This window comes from Streptomyces actuosus (assembly GCF_016921115.1).
Classification (GTDB): domain Bacteria; phylum Actinomycetota; class Actinomycetes; order Streptomycetales; family Streptomycetaceae; genus Streptomyces; species Streptomyces actuosus_A.
On the sequence record NZ_JAFFZS010000006.1, the window covers coordinates 226261 to 245737 of the forward strand.

At 73.5% G+C, this 19477-nt stretch carries 11 protein-coding genes and 1 pseudogene; 4 read left to right on the top strand and 8 right to left on the bottom strand.

The features are described 5' to 3' along the window. Positions 1 to 268: 268 nt before the first annotated feature. Positions 269 to 781: pseudogene (locus JS756_RS38540) on the top strand (trypsin-like serine protease); the annotation flags it as partial. 249 nt (positions 782 to 1030) lie between these two features. Here JS756_RS38540 and JS756_RS10960 read toward each other — a convergent pair. The 4 genes from JS756_RS10960 to JS756_RS10975 all read right to left on the bottom strand — a co-directional run bounded on the left by JS756_RS10960 (position 1031) and on the right by JS756_RS10975 (position 6158). Further along, positions 1031 to 2137, bottom strand: a complete 1107-nt coding sequence (locus JS756_RS10960; RefSeq protein WP_205382824.1) for a winged helix DNA-binding domain-containing protein — start codon at positions 2135 to 2137, stop codon at positions 1031 to 1033. A gap of 81 nt (positions 2138 to 2218) precedes the next feature. Beyond that, entirely contained in the window at positions 2219 to 2743 is a 525-nt protein-coding gene (locus JS756_RS10965; protein ID WP_205382894.1) for a GNAT family N-acetyltransferase, read from the bottom strand. Between the two features lie 673 nt (positions 2744 to 3416). Beyond that, on the bottom strand, positions 3417 to 5204 hold the full coding sequence (locus tag JS756_RS10970; protein WP_240203598.1) for a copper resistance CopC/CopD family protein: 1788 nt from the start codon (positions 5202 to 5204) through the stop codon (positions 3417 to 3419). Between the two features lie 210 nt (positions 5205 to 5414). After that, positions 5415 to 6158: a DUF1775 domain-containing protein gene (locus JS756_RS10975; RefSeq protein WP_205382825.1), complete on the bottom strand. Its 744-nt coding sequence runs from the start codon at positions 6156 to 6158 to the stop codon at positions 5415 to 5417. A gap of 910 nt (positions 6159 to 7068) precedes the next feature. Here JS756_RS10975 and JS756_RS10980 point away from each other — a divergent pair. Then, positions 7069 to 13299 (top strand): DNRLRE domain-containing protein, encoded by a 6231-nt coding sequence (locus tag JS756_RS10980; protein ID WP_307790501.1) that lies wholly within the window; start codon positions 7069 to 7071, stop codon positions 13297 to 13299. Further along, a complete protein-coding gene (locus JS756_RS10985) occupies positions 13296 to 13823 on the top strand; it encodes a hypothetical protein (RefSeq protein WP_240203558.1) in 528 nt (175 codons plus the stop codon). Before JS756_RS10980 ends, JS756_RS10985 begins: the two co-directional genes overlap by 4 nt. Positions 13824 to 13896: 73 nt before the next feature. Here JS756_RS10985 and JS756_RS10990 read toward each other — a convergent pair whose 3' ends face one another. Beyond that, on the bottom strand, positions 13897 to 14442 hold the full coding sequence (locus JS756_RS10990) for a hypothetical protein (RefSeq protein ID WP_205382827.1): 546 nt from the start codon (positions 14440 to 14442) through the stop codon (positions 13897 to 13899). A 2-nt stretch (positions 14443 to 14444) separates the two neighbouring features. After that, entirely contained in the window at positions 14445 to 16166 is a 1722-nt protein-coding gene (ctaD, locus tag JS756_RS10995) for an aa3-type cytochrome oxidase subunit I (RefSeq protein ID WP_205382828.1), read from the bottom strand. Positions 16167 to 16383: 217 nt separating this feature from the next. Here ctaD and JS756_RS11000 point away from each other — a divergent pair, with 217 nt between their 5' ends. Beyond that, positions 16384 to 17385: an NAD-dependent epimerase/dehydratase family protein gene (locus JS756_RS11000; RefSeq protein ID WP_205382829.1), complete on the top strand. Its 1002-nt coding sequence runs from the start codon at positions 16384 to 16386 to the stop codon at positions 17383 to 17385. 199 nt (positions 17386 to 17584) lie between these two features. Here JS756_RS11000 and JS756_RS11005 read toward each other — a convergent pair whose 3' ends face one another. Then, entirely contained in the window at positions 17585 to 18697 is a 1113-nt protein-coding gene (locus tag JS756_RS11005) for a sensor histidine kinase (RefSeq protein WP_205382830.1), read from the bottom strand. 2 nt (positions 18698 to 18699) lie between these two features. After that, the gene (locus JS756_RS11010) at positions 18700 to 19428 is read right to left on the bottom strand and encodes a response regulator transcription factor (protein ID WP_205382831.1); all 729 of its coding nucleotides are present in this window, start codon (positions 19426 to 19428) and stop codon (positions 18700 to 18702) included. Positions 19429 to 19477 lie beyond the last annotated feature (49 nt).

Below are 19477 nucleotides of genomic sequence, written 5' to 3' on the forward strand. Positions count from 1 at the left end.
CCGACGGGGACCGGCGGGCCGAGGCGCCAGGCCGCGCGAGACCCGAGGGTGACGTGGCACGCCCGGTGAGCGGCGGGGTGACCGCCACGTCGGCTGAGATCGGCGGATCGCGTGCCGTGCCCGGTGAGACCGGTGGGGTGACCGCCACGCCGGTCCCAAGCGGGTTCGGTGCGGGCGGGCCGAACAGGCGACCGAGGGTTTTCCCTGCCCAACTCCGTTAGGGGGTTCCCTCATTGGGCCGGCCGCGGCGCCGCCCTAGTGTAAAGGTGTGCCGCTCGCCGGGGCACACGGGGGCAGGTCCGATCCCCCGGCTCGAACAGCCGGAGGAACCCGAACCCGCCACCGCGTCACTCCGTCGAACCCCCCACCGGCAACACCTGAGGAGACGCATGTCCGGGCCCACCCGCGCACGACGGAATGCAGCGACGGCATTCCTCGGCACCCTGCGCGCAGTGGCCGCCCCCTCCTCCCGGTCGAGCGGCACGCACGTCGCCGCGGGCGCACCCGCCCGCGTCCCGGCACGGAGCACCACGCCGGAGCATCCCGCCTCCTCCCTCCGGACGCGACCGCGACCGTCCCGGCCGTGTCCGACCCCAACTGCAGCAACCCGTACGGCTCCGCCCCCGCCGCGGACGCCACGGTGTGTGCCGGACACCCGTCCGGCGACCTGGACACCTGCCAGGACGACAGCGGCGGTCCCCTGTTCATCGGGGGCGTCCTGGCAGGAACCACTTCCTGGGGGGAGGAGTGTGCGGGGGTCGGTCAGCCGGGTGTCCTCACCCGGCTGACCACCCACCGCGCCCTCGTGACCGCGCGGACGCGCCGGTCGCCCCAGAAGTCTCCTGAGCATCCCTCAGGTGAAAACCAGGGGGGCGTTGCGAGCTTCCACGAGCAGCCCGCAACGTCCCCCTCTCCATCCCCGGGAACCCGCCCGGCCCGCCCGGGCACCGGCGGGGAGGGCCCACCGCGGCGCCCGCGCCTGCTTCCCCCGCCCTCCCCGCCTCCCCCGCTCGCGGCGTCTCGTAGGCGATCAGGTCCGCACGGCGGCGAAGCGAATGTCGTGTCGCGTCTGCGGGTGCATGACCTGCAGCATCCGCTCGGCCTCCGTCATGACCGCGTCCCGTTCGGCCCGGCCCAGCGGGCCGAACGCCTCGATGACGAGCGCCTCCTCGCGCAGGGCCCACAGCCCGGCCACGAAACCGTCGACGAGGAAGGTGCGGTGCGCCTGGTTGCCCTGCCGGTTGCGGCCCCGGTACTCGGGCGGGACGACGCGGACCCGGTCCGCGTGGGACAGCAGCAGGTTGTCGAACTCGGGCAGGAAGCGGGGCGGGGCCGGCGTCTCCGGGTCGGGGCGCGGGGCCTCGGGCAGGTCGAACAACTCGACGCCGGCGGGGTCGCGGAAGACGGCCAGTTCGGGACGGAGTCGTTCGCATGCCTGCCGCAGCCGGGTCAGCCCGACCCAGGCCTGCATGTCCTTGACGGAGGCCGGGCCGAAGGCCCCGAGGTAGCGCCGCACGACGGTGTCCGGGGAGAGCGCCGGTAGAGCGGGGCGACCGAGCCAGTGCTCGGCGGTGGTCAGGGCGACCCGCCCGGTCTCCCCCCACAGGCCCCGCGGGACGACCTGTACGAGAGGCAGCCGACAGCGGGCGGCGACACCGAGCGCTTGCGGGTCGGCCTCCGGCCACTCGGCACCGAGCGCCTCGCGCAACTGCTGCGGGGTGCGCGGCTCGGCCTCGACGAGGGCGCGGGCCAGCGCGGCGAGCCGGTCGAGGTCGACGTTCACGAGCCCCTCGCGGAAGACGCCCAGTTCCCGCTCCCGGGCAGGCTGGGCGAACTGGGTGAGGGCGAGGCAGTCTTCGGCGGTGTGGGTGTGGATGGTGGAACGCAAGCTGACGATCCGCACCACCTCGCGGCCGGCCATGGGCCGGGCCAGGTCGCCCGGGGCGAATCCTTCGAGGCGGGCAGCGAGCGCATAGTACGGCGGCGCAACGTTCTGCGCCTGCAGCCCCAGGAGATGCCCGACCGCGTCCAGCACGGTTCGGCCCGCACGGCGCAACAGCAACTGGCGCTCCAGCGTGGCGCGGTTGAGGGTGCGGATACCGAGGACGGGGGCCGGGGGCGTCGTCGTCTGCCTCATACGGGCACGCTAGCGCTGTGACGGCATGGGTTCGCCGGGTTGGCGGTCGTAGCGATTGAATGCGCCTGGCCTGACCGGCCGTCAGATGTCACCCTGGACCAGAGCGTGCAGATGCTGGTCGTGCCATCCGTCTTCATGCAGCAGCGCGTCGCGCATCGTGCCTTCGACGGAGAAGCCGGCCTTGGTCGCTACTCGGCACGACGCCGGGTTGGCCATCGAGTGGCACAGCCGGAGCCGGTGGAGGCCGAGATCGTCAAATGCCCACCGGCTGAGGCGCTTCGTGGCCTCGACCATGACGCCGCGGCCGCGTCCTGCGGGCAGGAGCCAGTACAGGACTTCGGCGCTGCCACCAGCGAGATCGATGTCATCCATGCCGATCAAGCCCACGGCCTGGCCGCAGCCAGGGAGGGCGATGGCCCATAGGGCGCTCTGCTCGTTCTGCCAGCGCTCGTGCATGCGCTCGATACGCTTCCCTGCTTCCGCAAGCGAGGCCACGACCAGTAGGTTCCACTGGCGAATTGCCGGATCCTGACCAGCAGTCACCAAAGTGTCGGCGTCGCCGGCACGCCAGGGACGCAGCTCCAGACCGCTGGGGAGGGCGAGCATGGGTTGTTCTTGCTTGGCCAGGTGGCCTGCAGGAACGACGGGCGCTATGGCTGAGGTGATCACCGCGGCATCGTGCCACAGCCCGCCATCGGACAGCGATGTCCGGGCCCCGATCATCAACCCGGCGAACGACTGCGGTCACGGCACTGGCGGGAACTCGTGCCTGCTCCACCAACCGGTCCATCGCGCGGCCGAGGCTGCCCGAGACGCCGGGCCGTGCCTCGTGTCAGCGACCGGTCCACACCGGGAGGCGCTTCTCGGTGAACGCAGCGGCCCCTTCACGAGCGTCGTCCGACCGAGGCCGGAGCTCCCCTCCCCTCGCTCCCAGCGATCGTCGAGCGTCCGAGACCAGCCCCCGCTTGCGGCCAGGCACCTGTTTCGCCGGATCCCGGCCCGTCGTGGAGGCAGGGACTCCTCCTGCAGCTGTCCTCGTCGAGCCCGACGCCGGCAGCTTCACCGGGCAACCGGAACTCGATGGGCATGGGCAGCGGCGCTGACATTTCGGGCCCCCTTCCAGGGAGAGTGGATCAGAACCAACGGGTGACGTCGTCCTTGACGGAGCTGATGCCGTCGCCTTCTTGTGTTTCCCGGAGTTCGTGGGGCACAGCCGCAGGTCATCTGCGAGGCGCTGGTGGGGCGATACCTCTCCCCCGGGCCCAACGTCCCCGACCCCTCACGGTCCGATCCGTACCGTCCTCTCGACCGTGACCTGGTCGATGTCGGAGGTGCGGACCGTGGCCCGCATCGTCCAGGTGCCGGCGATCGGCAGTTCCAGTGTGTCGCTGCCCCAGTAGCCGCCCTCGTCGGCGAGGTGGGCGTCCAGCGGGCCGATGTGGCGGTCCTGGAGGGTGAGGCTCAGGCGTAGTTCGGGGACGGTCACGGGGCTGCCGTCCGCGCCGTAGACGACGGCTTCCACGACGTTCCGGCCCACCCGGCCGGGTTCCAGGGTGATCTGGACGCGGCCGCGGCCGGCGAGCGCGGTGCTTCCGGTGTTGAACGGGATCATGGTCAGGTTCACGTCCGGCTGGCCGGGGACCACGGGCCGTACCGACGCCGCCTCGGTGGCGGCCCGTCCGGGTTGACTGGCCGTCAGGACGGTGGTCAGGGCGAGAACCACCACGCCCACGGCCGTCTCGGCCAGGACGGAGCGGCGCAGCCTCCTCCGGTGGTCGGGGGGTTCGGGTGCGGGGTGCGGCGTGTCGTCCTCCGTGCGGCGGGCGCCGTCGGTTCCGCGGTCCGGTGGCGGCGGTCCGCCGCCGCCCACCGTGACCGGGGTCCGTTCCTGTTCGGGGACGTGGAGCAGGTGATGGGTGTAGCGGCGGGAGTGCCGGGCGACCGCGAGCATCAGCAGCACCGCCCAGGCCTTGAACGCGAGGATGCGGCCGTAGTCGGTGGTGAACAGCGCCTCGAAGGACCCCAGGCCGCGCCAGGACTGGTAGACGCCGGTGGCGGCGAGGACGGCCACCGCCGTCATGGCGATCCGGGAGAAGCGGGCGACGGCGGTGGGCGGGAGCGGTTCCTCGGCGGGTGCCCGGTACAGCGCCGTCAGCAGTGCGGCCAGGCCGCCGAGCCATACGGTCATCGCCCCCAGGTGCAGCATCGAGGCGGCCACGGCGACCGGGACCTGGATGCCGACGGCCGCGTGGTCGGCCGCCGCCCAGGTCGCGGCCAGGGCGAGTGCCCACAGGGCCGCCGCGGTGCCGGAGCGCCGGGTGGGTGCGGTGATCGGCTGCCGGTTCCGTGCCGGGAGGGCCACGGCGAGCAGCAGGGCCAGCCGGGCCAGCAGGGCGATACCGGGCCGGCCGGCGGCCGTGTGTCGCAGCAGGCCGGGGTCCAGTGCCCCACCGGCGCCGTCGCCGCTGTCGTACGGCCCGCGCACGAGCAGCAGCAGTGCCGTGGACGCGAGCAGGGTCCACCAGCCGGCCGCGGCAAGGCGGTGCGCCGTCCGTGCGGCGGCGGGCGTGGGCCGGCAGGCGAGGACGAACACGGTGGCGCCGATCAGCAGGGCCAGGCCGGCGTAGGCCGCGTAGCGTGCGGTGCCGTGGAGGGCGCGGACGACGGGGTCCACCGCGGGGGCGGTCGCGACCGCGCGGGTCTGCGAGGGTGCGCCGACGGAGAAGGTGAACGCGCCCGAGACGGCGTGGCCGTCGGCGGACACCACCCGCCAGGAGACGGTGTACGTGCCCCGGCCCAGGCCGTCGGTGAGGCGGACGCGGGCGGTGTCGGCTCTGCCGTCCGCGTGGGTGGGGTCGCCGGCGGTCGCCGGGCGGTTGTCGGGGTCGAGGACGCGCAGGGAACTCTCGACCAGGGCGACGGGTTCGTCGAACGTCACCGTGACCTGCTGCGGCGCGGTCTTCAGCACCGTGCCCTCGCGGGGGTCGCTGCCCGTCATGACCGCGTGGGCGGAGGCCGGGGAGGCACCGCCGAGGAGGGACAGGGCGACGACGACGGCCGCCAGCAGCAGCGCTGCGGGGGTGCGTGCCGTGCGGCGGGCCGGTCGTGGTCGTCGGGGCAGATCTCGTAGCGGTCGTCGGCGTACCACTCGTCGTGTCTCCGGGGTCCTGGGGGTCGGCGGGGCGGGTGCGGGGCGAGGCCGGCGGTGGGGGGCCGTACAGGGGCCGCGGGGGCCCGGCTGTGGGCGGGGCCGACCCTGGAGGGGCGGGTGGGGCGGTCAGTCGGTGCGGGTGGTTCGGCGGCGGGCCAGCCACCAGCCGCCGCCCAGCGCGGTGAGCACGGCGGCGGCCGAGCCGGCGACGAGGACGGTGGAGGGGCCGTCGTCGTGCGCGGCGGCCTGTTCCTGAGCGGGTGGGTTCCCGGTGGCGGGGGTGTCCTGGCTCGTGGCGGTGGCGGGGGCGGAGTCGGGGCCGGGGGCGGAGTCGGGGCCGGCGGACGGGCCGGGCGTGTGCGGGGCCGCGCCCGGGGCCGCGGGCTTCAGTGTCAGCACAGGGGCGGGTTCCTCGGGCTCGGCGCCGTCGGTGGGCAGCTCGATCCAGCGGGAGATCTTGCCGTCGGAGTAGGTCTCGACCGTCTTGAACACGAGTTGTGCGGTGTCGGGCAACTGCCGCACCTTGATCTTGTACGCGGCGTCGACCCCGGTCTTGAGGGCGGGTCCGGCGACGGTGTAGCCGTCGGCGGAGGCCGTGAGTGTCCAGCCCTCGGGGGCGTCGGCGAGGGTGACGTCGCCGGGGGCGATGCCTTCGGGGAGGACGACGCGCACCCGGGTGAAGCCGCCGCTGTCGGACTCGGCTTCGGAGACGAAGGTCAGGGTGACGTTCTCGGCGAGAGCCTGCGGGGTGTCGGCCTCGACCTCCGCGTGGGCGGCGGCGGGGCCGGCGAGGGCGAGGACGGCCGTGAGCGCGCCGGCGCCGGCTGCCGCGGCCCGGAGCGTCGTGCGGGCGGTGTGCTGGACGGGCAAGGGGTGCTCCTCACTGGGCGTGCCGGCCGGCCGGAGCCGTCCGGGCGCGGGTCGGGGCGGGTCGCGGAGGATCTCGGGTGGGATCGGACGGGGAGGTGGGCTCCGGGGGGCCTGCGCGGCGGTGCGGGTCCCGGTGGGCTCGTCCGGGCGGGCGGGGCGCAGCATACGGTGCGCTGTGCCGCGGGCGGGAGGTGGGGCCGTGGGCCGACGCCCGGCGGGGACGGCACGGGGCGGCGGCCGTCGGAGGGGATCGCCTCGTCGCCCCCATCGCTCGCCGCTCCTCCCACTGTCGGCCCGCGGGCCGGGGCCGGTCCTCGCCGCCGCGGCACGCGCCTGCCCGCACCGGCCGCCGGGGCCGCCGAGGGTGTGCTCCGCAGGGGGATACGGCGCAGCTCGCGGCGGTGTTCAACCCGCATCGGGGAGGTGAGCGCGGTGACCGGCCGGACGGTGCGCCAACGGCTCTACGACGGGGCCCTGTCGATGCTCGCCGGGGTGGGCGTCCGGGGCGGTTCGCGGTCGGGAGGGTGCCGTGCACCTGACTTTTCATGATTTCTCCACCTCTTCCTTCATTTCCTCGGAAAATCTTGAGGCGCCGGGGAGAGGACGTTTGCGTGCCCTCGCGGGGGCCGGGGCGGGGCCGAACTGTGGCACGCGTGCTCAATACGGGCGGCCCGTGCGGCGGCCAAGAGGCGGAGCGCACACTCCACTTGACGTCCTCTTGGCCTGGGCCCGAGGAGCGGCCGAGGACGCCGGCGCGGGGCGCGGGCCTGCTGTGAAGATCACTCCGTTTCGTCGACTCCACCACAGGAGTGGCAGAAAGGAGCTGATCGTGCGTCACAGACCCGTGACTCATGACAGATCACGAAAAAGGACGGCCCGGGCGCGTCGGCTGCGTCAGGTCGCCGTCGCCGTGGCCCTGCTGGTCGCCACCGAGACGACCCTGGTGTCGCAGGACACCGGCCTTGCGTTCGCCGGGGGTCCGGCGGTCGGCGGTGCGCCGCTGTCCGCGCCGGGCGGAGCCGCGGGCCGGACCGGTCCGGCGCAGGCTCAGGACGAGGCCTCGGCGATGCTGATGGCACGTCTGCAAGGGCGCAGGATCGAGGTGTTGTCCGCGCGAACGGCGGACTCGACGACGTACGCCCTGCCGAACGGCCAGGTGCAGACCGAGGCGTACGCCGGTCCGGTCAGGGTGCAGCGCAACGGGCAGTGGAAGGCCGTCGACACGGCGCTGTCCGACACCGGTCCGGATCTGACGCCGACCGCGGCTGCGGCGGACATCGCGGTCTCCGACGGCGGTGACCGGAAGCTGGCCTCGGTGCGGAAGGGCCGGGAGACCTTCGGGCTGGGCTGGCAGGACACACTGCCGGCACCCGACGTGCGGGGCAGCACCGCCTCCTACCGGCTGGGCGGCGGTCAGACGCTGTCGGTGACGGCGCTGGCGCAGGGCTTCTCCGAGAACATCAGGCTGACCCGTCGGCCCGAGGGCGGGTCGGTGGAGTACCGCATCCCGCTGCACCTGGACGGGCTGAGGCTGTCCCGGGCCGACTCGGGGCACCTGCTGCTGAAGGACGGCGCCGGTCATCTGGTCGCCGAGGCCCCGGCGCCGATGATGTGGGACTCCAGCAAGGACAGGGCCTCCGGCGAGTCGGCGCATCAGCAGCGGGTCGGCACGACGATCGAGACCGCGGCGGACGGGTCGCAGACCCTCGTCCTGACCCCCGACACCGCCTTCCTGGACTCGGCCGCCTATCCGGTGACGGTCGACCCGACCACCACGCTCGCGGTGACCACCGACACCTGGGTGCAGAACCCCGACTACCCCGACTCGCAGATATCGTCGGGCGAGTTGAAGTCGGGCACGTACGACGGCGGCAGCGACGTGGCGCGCGCGTACCTGAAGTTCGACGTCTCGAAGTTCAGCGGCAAGCACATCACCGCGGCAACGATGTCGCTGTACAACTACTACTCGTCGACATGCTCCACCTCCGGTGCCGCGACGCAGGCCCGGCGGATCACCTCCGGCTGGTCCTCGTCGTCGATCACCTGGGGCGGGCAGCCGTCGACGACGACCACCGGCATGGCGACCAACACCGGCCACTGGGGCTACAACGCGTCCTGCCCGGCGGCCTGGTCGAGCTGGAACCTGCAGTCCATGGTGCAGTCGTGGGCCGACGGCTCCACGAACCACGGCATCCAGATCCGCAGCGCCGACGAGAGCGACTCGTTGAGCTGGCGCCGGTTCCGCTCGGCGAACTACGGCACCTCCGGGTTCGCGCCGAAGCTGGTGGTGACCTACAACTCCTATGCCACCGCCTCCTCGGCGGCGATCGCGCCGAACTTCCCCAACCCCTACAACGGCAAGCTGTACGTCACGTCGCTGACGCCGACCCTGTCGGCGAAGGTGACGGATGCCGACGGCGGCAACGCCCAGGGGCAGTTCGAGATCACCGCCGACCCGTCCTACGCGGACACCACCTACGCGTACACGGCGTACGGCAAGACGGTGGCCTCCGGTTCCACGTCCGGCCTGGCGGTCCCGTCGGCGAGCGCGTTCCCCGCCGGCAAGCACCTGCGGTTCCGGGTGCGCGCCTACGACGGCACGGACTACGGCGCCTGGTCGGGCTACACGACGTTCGTGCTGAACACGGCCCTGCCGGCCGCACCGTCCGTCTCCTGCACGCCGTACAGCGAGAACACCTGGACGGCCGTGGACGAGGGCGGCGCCACCTGCACGCTGGACACCTCCTCGTCCGACGGCCTGGGCTACTTCTGGGGCCTGGACGACTCCTCCGTGCCCGAACGGGTCTACGACACGGCCAACGGGACGGGCGGCCATGCGCTGACCGTGACCGTCGCGCCGGGCGAGGACTGGCACACGCTGTACGCCAGGACCGTCGACTCCGGCGGCAACGTCTCGGCGTCGGCGACGTCGTACGCCTTCGGCGTCGGTGACGGTGCCGGGCTGCTCACCCCGGGCCAGGGTGACGTCGCGGCCCGCCGGCTCAGCCTGACCTCGACCGGCAGGACGACCTACACCGGCGTCACCTACCAGTACCGGCGCGGTGAGACGGACTCCTGGCACGACGTGCCGGTCGGCGAGGTCTCCCCGTCCACCGGCGGGGCCGCCGTGGCGTCCTGGCCGGTCGCCGTGGCGAACGGCTCGCCCGCGGCGCTCACCTGGGACGTGACCGGCAGTCTCGCCGAGGACGGCCCGGTCGACGTGCGCGCCGCCTTCACCGACGGCTCGGCCACGGCGTACTCCCAGCCGCACACCGTCACCGTCGACCGCAGGGCCGGCACCGCCCCGAGTGAGGATGTCGGTCCCGGTGCGGTGAACATGCTGACCGGCGACTTCACCCTCTCCGCGACCGATGCCTCCGGTTTCGGGCTGTCGGTGTCGCGCACCGCGTCGTCCCGCCGCCCCACGGCGGGCGCCGACGCGGAGGGCCAGGTCGCGATCTTCGGCCCGCAGTGGACCTCCGGAACGACCGCGGAACTCACCGAGTCGGACTGGTCCTACGTCCGGGCGACCTCGGCCACCTCGATGGCGCTGGTGGACGTGGACGGCGACGAGACCGGGTTCACGGCCACCTCCTCCGGCGGCTGGAGGCCGGAGCCCGGCTCGGAGGACCTGACCCTGACGGGTTCGACGACCGGGGCGTTCACGCTCAAGGACCAGGACGGCACCACGACGACGTTCGCCAAGGTCGACCCGGCCGCCACGACGTGGCAGGTGTCGAGCACCTTCCTGCCCACGGACAACTCCACCACGAAGGTGGTCTCGGAGAAGGTCACCGTCGGCGGCAGCACGCTGGCCCGTCCGAAGTACGTCATCGCGCCGACCTCGGCGGTCCCGGCGTCGACGTGCGAGGCGACACCGTCGGCGCGGGGCTGCCGGATGGTGGAGTTCGTCTACGCGGCCACCACCACCGCCGGCACCTCCCTGGGCGACTTCGCCGGCCAGGTGAAGCAGGTCAGGCAGTGGGCGACCGATCCGGGTGCGGGCGCGGCGACGGCGACCGTCGTCGCCCAGTACGTGTACGACGCAGCCGGCCGGCTGCGCGAGGAGTGGGACCCGCGGATCAGTCCGGCGCTGAAGACCGCCTACGGCTACGACTCCGCCGGCCGGGTCGCCTCCATGACCCCGCCCGGTGAACTGGCCTGGAGTTTCGCCTACGGCAGCGCCGGCAGTGCCGCGACCGCCGGGGACGGCATGCTGCTGTCGGTGTCCCGGCCCAACCTGAAGGCGGGCAGCAAGGACGAGACCGACGGCACGCAGGCGACCACCGCCGTCGTCTACGACGTGCCGCTGTCCGGCAGCCGGGCGCCGCTCGCGATGGCCGCGTCCGACGTCGCGGCATGGGGCCAGAGCGACGTACCGACCGACGCCACGGCCGTGTTCCCCGCGGACGCCGTACCGCCGTCCCACACCGGTTCCGACCTGGTCGCGAGCGACTACGGGCGGGCGACCGTCAGCTACACCGACGCCTCGGGGCGCGAGGTGAACTCCGCCACCCCGGGCGGCCATGTCACCACCACCGAGTACGACCGCTTCGGCAACACCGTGCGCGCGCTGAGCGCGGCCGACCGCGAGCTGGCCCTGGCCACCGGGGGTGAGCTGCGCGCGGAGCAGGCGGCCCTGAGCATCGACCAGATGGCGGATGCCGACCGGGCGGAGCTGCTGTCGGTGCGGTCGGTGTACTCCGCCGACGGCCTGCGCAGGACCGACGAGTACGGTCCGCTGCACCTGGTGACCCTGGCCGCCCCGCTCGGCGCGGGCGCCGGCGGCACCGACCTGCCGGCCGGCGCGCGGGTGGCGGCGCGGCAGCACACGGTCAGCACCTACGACGAGGGCCGCCCGACCGACGGCACGGCCACCGTCGCCAACCAGGTCACCACCAGCAAGGTGGGCGCGTACGTGGACGGTTACCCGTCCGACGGTGACGTGCGCACGACGCGGACCGAGTACGACTGGGTGAAGGGCCTGCCCACCGCCACGGTCACCGATCCCGACGGACTTGCGCTCAGGAGCACCACCGCCTACGACGCCCAGGGCCGGGTGGTGCTGACCACGCTGCCCAAGTCGTCCGGCTCGGACGCCGGGGCCACCACCACGGCCTACTGGTCGGCCACCGGCACCGGCCCCTGCGGCGGCCGCCCGGAGTGGGCCGACCTGGTCTGCTCCACCGGCCCTGCGGGCACCGTCACCGATGCGGGCGCCCAGCCGGCCGAACTGCCCACGAAGACCGTCGAGTACGACCGCTGGGGCAGCACGGCGCGGACGACGGAGACCGCGAACGGCGTCACCCGTACGACCACCAGCACCCGCGACGCCGCGGGCCGCGTGACGGCGACCTCGGTCACCGGCGGCGTGGGCACCGCGGTGCCCGGGACGACGACGACCTACGACCCGGGCAGCGGCGCCGTCGCCACGGTGACCTCGAACGGGCAAACGGTCACGCACGTCGACGACGTGCTCGGGCGGGAGATCTCCTACGCCGACGGCGCGGGCAACACCGCCGCCACGAGCTACGACGCACTCGGCCGGCCCGTGCGGACCACCGACTCCGCTCCGTCCACCACCACCTACACCTACGACACCGCGCAGGATCCGCGCGGCCTGGAGACGTCCCGCACCGACTCGGTCGCCGGCACCTTCACCGCGACCTACGACGCGGACGGCGACCTGGCCACCGAGAAGCTGCCCGGCGGCTACACCCTGGCCGTCGCCCAGGACGAGACCGGCGCCACCGTCTCCCGCGTCTACACCCGGGACAGCGACGGCACCGTCGTCGCCGCCGACACCGCGGACCTGAGCGTCCACGGGCAGATCGTGGCCGACGCCGACACCGCGGGTCAGAGCCGCAGCCGTGCCTACGGCTACGACGCGGCCGGACGCCTGGTCCGGACCGACGACACCGACCCGGACGGAGCGTGCACCCGCCGCGACTACGCCTTCGACCGCAACACCAACCGCACCGCTCTGGCCGTCGCCACCGCGGACGTCGGCGCCGCCTGCACCTCCACCGGCGCGACCACCACGTCGTACTCCTACGACGGCGCCGACCGGCTGTCGGCCCCCGGCACGGTCTACGACGCCTTCGGCCGCACGACCGCCCAGGCCTCCGGCGCGACCATCGGCTACTACGCCGACGACCTCGTCCGCCGGCAGACCTCCGGCACCAGCCGGCAGACCTGGGACCTGGACGCGGACGGCCGCATCGCCTCCTGGACCACCGAGACCCTGGGCGCGGACGGCACCTGGACCCGGACCGGGTCCAAGGTCGACCACTACGGCGCGGACGGCGACAGCCCCGACTGGATCCAGGAGACCGCCGGCACCATCAGCCGGAACGTCCAGGACATCGGCGGGGACCTCGGCACCGTCACCGGCGCCACCGACGGCGTCGTGCTGCAGCTGACCGACATCCACGGCGATGTGACCGTGGAACTCCCGCTGGACTCCGCCGCGTCACCGACCGCGCTCGCCTTCGACGAGTTCGGCGATCCGCAGGGCGGGACGGAAGCCACCCGCTACGGTTGGCTCGGTGGCAAGCAGCGCTCCAGCGAGACGGTCACCGGCGCCCTCCTGATGGGCGTGCGCCTGTACGACCCGGCGACCGGGCGGTTCCTGTCCGTCGACCCGGTGCCCGGCGGTTCGGCGAACGCCTACGACTACTGCGGCGGCGACCCGGTCAACCGCTACGACCTCGACGGCAGGTTCTGGGGATTCCACGTCAGCCCCGGAGCGAAGCTCGCCTGGCACTACCTCAAGCGGGGCTACCACAAGGCCTCCCGCTGGCGGAACCGCCAGCAGGCGCGGGTCGTGGGCGTCGGGCTCGCGTACGTCGGGAGCCGCTATCTGGGCTACCGGTGCCGGTACCGCTACGGTATGCGCGTGTGCACCGGCGGCATCGGGCTGCACGCACGCGGCGGAACCACGCTCGGCACGACGTACTTCACCTGGAACAACAAGAAGTACACCTCGAAGGCCCGCATCCGCCACGAGCGCAGGCACAAGCAGCAGTGGAAGCGCTACGGGTACCGGTTCGCCTACATGTACCTCAGGGCGGGCGGCAATCCCTGCCACAACAAGTGGGAGCGCCGCGCCGGTTGGAAGGACGGAGGGTACCCCTGTTGAGCCGGAACCGGCCGCGTCCCGTGTGGCCGTTCGCGCTGGCGGGATCGCTCCTCGTCCTGGCGGTCCTCGGGGCGGCCGGTGCCTGGATGTTCGTGGTCCGCGGCATGTCCGACCCGGTGCCGTCCGTCGTGCTGGGCATCCGGATCGAGGCGTCCGGCGTCTCGGTCAAGGCACCCACCTGCCCCACCGACCGGGTGGGCCGGGTCGAGGTCCACGACAGCGACTCCGAGAGGCTGCTGTGGTGGGCGGACGGGCCGACGACCCCGGAAGGGGTACGGGGCGCGGTCACGCTCTGGACGGCGGACGGGTTCCGCAGCGCCAGCCCGCGGACCCGGCCCGAACCGCTGGCGGCGTTCCTCGACGTCTCGGTCGTCTACGCGGGCGGCGACGACGGGACGGGGGACGTGTTCGACGTCCGGGCGGTCCGGGCCGCGCACGTCCCGGCGGGACGGTACTGGACGCGTGACGGTCCCCGGACCGCCGCGCAGATCGACGCCCAGCTGAACTGCCGCGGCGCCTCGTGACAGACGAAGGGTGCCGCACCGGGTGCGGCACCCTTCGTCGTGTCCGGCGGTGTGCCGCCGGGGGCGGACGGCGTCAGCCGGTGCGGGTCGCGTGGCGGCGGGCCGTGCGTGCCCTGCCGCTCGCGAGGGCGAGGGCCGCCGCCGTCAGGAGTGCGGGAACGACGGCGACGGTCCAGCCCGGCCAGGTGCCGGGTGCGCCCGCCGCGAGGAGGATCGCGGTGGCCGCCGCGGCGGCCAGACCGGCACCGAGGAGGACGGCGAAGCGGGTCCGGGCGTCGTGGGTGCCGCGGCGCGGAGGGTGCCGGCGGAGCTCCGCCCAGTGGCGGGCGGCCTCCCGGGCCTCGCGCCGGGCCCGCAGGGCCGCGCGGATCCGGAGCGCGGCGGTGAGAGCCGTGCCCGCCGCGGCGAGCGCGGCCGGGAGGCGCCAGGTCTCCGTCAGGAGCAGGACCGCGGCAAGGCAGGCGACGGTGGCCCAGCCGCTCAGGCAGGCCGCCGCCGCGCTGCGGCGGGAGTCGGGCCGGTCCGCTCCCGCGCGCACCTCCGCGAGGGCCGGCAGGTACCAGACGCTGCCGGAGAGGGTGAGCAGGGCCGTGCCCAGGGCCAGAGCGGGCTGTGCCACGGCTACACCGCCGCCTTCGCCGCGATCTCCGGGTGGTGCAGGTCGAACGCCGGCGACTCGGAGCGGATCCGCGGCAGTGAGGTGAAGTTGTGCCGCGGCGGCGGGCAGGAGGTGGCCCACTCCAGCGAGCGGCCGTAGCCCCAGGGGTCGTCGACGTCGACCGGCTTGCCGTACCGGGCGGTCTTCCAGACGTTGTAGCAGAACGGCAGGATCGACAGCCCGAGCAGGAACGAGCCGATCGTGGAGAGGGTGTTGAGCGCGGTGAAGCCGTCGGCGGCGAGGTAGTCGGCGTAGCGGCGCGGCATCCCCTCGGCGCCCAGCCAGTGCTGGACCAGGAAGGTGAGGTGGAAGCCGACCGTCAGCGTCCAGAAGGTGATCTTCCCGAGGCGTTCGTCGAGCAGCTTGCCGGTGAACTTGGGCCACCAGAAGTGGAATCCGGCGAACATCGCGTACACGACCGTGCCGAACACCGTGTAGTGGAAGTGCGCGACGACGAAGTACGAGTCGGACAGGTGGAAGTCCATGGGCGGCGCGGCCAGGATGACGCCGGTGAGACCGCCGAAGACGAACGTGACCAGGAAGCCGGTGGTCCACAGCATCGGTGTCTCGAAGGAGAGGCTGCCCTTCCACATGGTGCCGATCCAGTTGAAGAACTTCACGCCCGTCGGGACGGCGATGAGGAAGGTCATGAAGGAGAAGAAGGGCAGGAGGACTCCACCGGTGACGTACATGTGGTGGGCCCACACGGTCACCGACAGGCCGGCGATCGCGATGGTCGCGCCGATGAGGCCCATGTAGCCGAACATGGGCTTGCGGGCGAAGACCGGGACGACCTCGGAGACGATCCCGAAGAACGGCAGCGCCAGGATGTACACCTCGGGATGGCCGAAGAACCAGAACAGGTGCTGCCACAGCAGCGCGCCGCCGTTGGCCGCGTCGAAGACGTGGCTGCCGAACTTGCGGTCGCACTCCAGCGCGAACAGGGCCGCCGCCAGCACCGGGAACACGATCAGGACCAGCACCGCGGTCAGCAGCACGTTCCACGTGAAGATCGGCATGCGGAACATGGTCATGCCGGGCGCGCGCATGCAGATGATGGTGGTGATGAAGTTGACGGCGCCGAGGATGGAGCCGAAGCCGGACAGGGCCACGCCCATGATCCACAGGTCGGCGCCGAGGCCGGGCGAGTGGACGGCGTCGGACAGCGGCGCGTAGAGGAACCAGCCGAAGTCGGCGGCACCGCCCGGGGTGAGGAACCCGAACGCGGCGATCGAGGAGCCGAACAGGAAGAGCCAGTAGGCCAGCATGTTCAGTCGCGGGAAGGCGACGTCCGGGGCGCCGATCTGCAACGGCATGATCCAGTTGGCGAAGCCGGTGAACAGCGGCATGGCGAACATCAGCAGCATGATCGAGCCGTGCATCGTGAACGCCTGGTTGAACTGCTCGTTCGACATGATCTGCAACCCGGGGCGGGCGAGTTCGGCCCGCATCAGCAGCGCCATGACTCCGCCGACCAGGAAGAACACGAACGCGGTGACGAGGTACATCGTCCCGATCTTCTTGTGGTCGGTGGTGGTCAGCCATTCCGCCCACGAGGGCCGCGGGGCGCGGCCGGTGGTGGTCCGTGCTGCCACGGTGCCCCCGGTCGCGGCTCCCCCGGCCGCGGTGACCTCGGCGCCGGGCCGTGCGGTGCCCGTCTGCTGTCGTATCTGTGCCTCGTCCACCGGACGGTGTCCTCCCCAGCTGTGCATGTCGTGACCAGGCCAGATGATCAATGGGGCGCCCGGTTCCGACAGGGCCGAACGTCCCCGGCACCGTCCCGGGGTGGGGCCGAACGTCCCTTCCCGGGGGTGTGGGGCCGGTCGGCCGGTTCTTACCGATCCGTGACGGGTGCGGCGTGCTCCTCGGCCGAAGCGGGCCCGGCGTCCTAGCCTGCGGCGTATGCGTGTACTGGTCACCGGCGGTGCCGGGTTCATCGGGTCCCATGTCGTCGAGGCGCTCGCCGAGCGCGGGCACGAGCCGATCGTGTTCGACGTGCGCGAGGATCCGGCGTCGGACGTGCGGAACGACGCGGCCGTCGCGCGGGCACTGTCCGGTGTGGACGCCGTGTGCCACCAGGCGGCGATGGTCGGCCTCGGCAACGGGGTGGACGACGCGCCGGAGTACGTCTCGCGCAACGACCTCGGGACGGCCGTGCTCCTCTCCGCGATGGCCGCGGCGGGTGTGCGGCGGCTGGTGCTGGCGGGGTCGATGGTGGTGTACGGGGAGGGCCGTTACGAGTGCCCGCGCCACGGTGTCGTGCGGCCGGGGCCCCGGGCGGTCGACGATCTCGACGGCGGGCGGTTCGAGCCGGTGTGCCCGCAGTGCGGTGCGGAGTTGGCGCCCGGGCTGGTGGGCGAGGACGCGCCGCTCGATCCGCGCAACGTGTACGCGACGACCAAGCTGGCCCAGGAGCATCTGACGGCGGCGTGGGCGCGGGCCACGGGCGGGACGGCGGTGTCGCTGCGCTACCACAACGTGTACGGCCCGCGGATGCCCCGTGACACGCCGTACGCCGGGGTCGCCTCGTTCTTCCGGTCGGCGCTGGCGCGCGGTGAGTCGCCGCGGGTGTTCGAGGACGGGCGGCAGCGGCGGGACTTCGTGCACGTGCGGGACGTGGCCGCGGCCAACGCCGTGGCGCTGGAGGCGGAGGGCCGCCCCGGAGTGCTCGCCGCCTACAACACCGGCAGCGGCGAGCCGCACACCGTGGGCGAGATGGCGCGGGCGCTGGCCGACGCCCACGGCGGGCCGGTTCCGGTCGTGACCGGCGAGTACCGCCTGGGCGACGTGCGGCACATCACCGCCGACTCCTCCCGGTTGCGGGCGGAGCTGGGCTGGAAGCCGGAGGTGGCGTTCACCGAGGGGATGCGGGAGTTCGCCGGGGCGCCGCTGCGCGGTCGGTGAGCGGCCCGGCCCGCCCCCGGCGGCACCGGCGGTAGGGCGAAACCGCGTCGGGCGGTGTTCCGCGGCGCGGTGCGGCCTGTGTGCCCGGTGGGATCCGGGCGTCGACGCGTGCGTGCCGGGCACTGCCGGGCGGACGGGGTTCTTGCTCGCCGGGCCGCCGGGGGCTCGTCGTGGGGCGGGCCGGGGGGACGCACCCCCGTCAGCCGGGGGCCGTGGGGAGGGTCACCTCGAAGCGGCAGCCGCCGGGGATGTTGCGGACGGCGGTGTGGCCCTGGTGGGCCTCGACGATGCCGCGGACGATGGCCAGGCCGAGGCCCGCGCCCGCGGGGGGTGTCCGGGCGTGGCTGCCGCGCCAGCCGGTGTCGAAGACGCGGGGCAGGTCCTCCTCGGGGATGCCTCCGCAGCCGTCGGACACCGACAGCACCACGCCGTCCGCCGAGCGCTCGGCGGCGACGGCCACCGTGCCGTCGGCGGGGGTGCGGCGGATGGCGTTGACGAGGAGGTTGCCCAGGACGCGGCTCATCTCCTTGCCGTCGACCTCGACCGGCACCTGCGCGATGCGGGCGCCGACGAGTTTCACGCCCAGTTCCCGGGCGAGCGGGTCGGCGCCGGCGAGGGCGTCGCCGACCAGGTCGTACAGGGAGATCCGGGCGGGGGCGAGGGCGAGCGAGCCCGCGTGGATGCGGGACAGTTCGAACAGGTCGCCGACCATGCCGTTGAGGCGTTCGACCTCGGTGCGGATCTGGCGCAGGTAGCGGTCGGGATCGGCGGCGACGCCGTCCTCCAGAGCCTCGGCCATGGCGCGCAGTCCGGCCAGCGGCGTGCGCAGGTCGTGCGAGATCCAGGCGACGAGTTCGCGGCGCGAGGACTCCAGGGCGCGCTCCCGCTCCCGGGAGTCGGCCAGTTTGGCACTGGTGGCCGCCAGCTCGCGGCTGAGCGCGGCGAGTTCGGCGGTGGCCGGGCCGTCGGGCGCGGCGAAGGCGCCGTCGTCGCCGAGCGCGCGGGCGGCGCGGGCGAGGTCGCGGCTGCGGGCGACGACCCAACGGCCCAGCAGCAGCGCGGTGGCCAGGGACACCACGGCGGCCATGGCGACGACGGTGGTGACGACGGTCAGGTCGTGGGGCGAGAGGAACATCGCCCAGGCGACGGCCAGGGTGCCCGCCAGCATCGCGGTCACCGCGACGACGGCGACGACGCTGAGCGACGCGGTGAGGGAGCGGCGGCGGATCAGCACCAGGACGGCCGCGCCGAGCAGGCCGGCCGCGGTGGCTCCGAGGAAGGCGTAGAAGGCGATGAGCAGGATGTCGTGCACGGTCAGCTCCCGTCCCCGGGGACCTCGAAGCGGTAGCCGACGCCCCACACGGTCTGGATGAGGCGGGGGCGGGCCGGGTCGTCCTCGACCTTGCCGCGCAGCCGGCGGACGTGGACGGTGACCGTGGACAGGTCGCCGAAGTCCCAGCCCCACACCTCGCGCATCAGCTCCTCCCGGCCGAAGGCCCTGCCCGGGTGGCGCAGGAGGAACGCGAGGAGGTCGAACTCGCGGATGGTGAGGGCGAGTTCGGTGCCGTTCTTGGCGGCACGGCGGGCCGACGGGTCCACCTCGATGCCCGCGGCGCGCAGCAGACCCGGCGTCGCCACGGGGCGGGTACGGCGCAGCACGGACTCGACGCGCAGAACGAGTTCGCGGGGGCTGAAGGGCTTGGTGACGTAGTCGTCGGCGCCGACCTCCAGGCCCAGGATGCGGTCGTCCTCGTCACCGCGGGCGGTGAGCATGATGACCGGGACCGGGCCCTGGCCGCGCATCCGGCGGCACACCTCCAGACCGTCCATGCCCGGCAGCATCAGGTCGAGCACGACCAGGTCGGGCCAGTGCGCGGCGGCGCGGGCGAGGGCGGCAGGCCCGTCGCCGGCGCGGTCGACGACGTATCCGGCGCGGTCGAGGTAGCCCGAGACGACCTCGGCGACGGTGGGGTCGTCGTCGACGACCAGGACCCGGGCGCCCGGGTCCCGCGGGGTGCCGGGAGCTTCGTACGGCTGGTGCATGCCCCCAGCGTCGCACTGCGGCGTCCGACACGGGGACGCACGGCCCGGA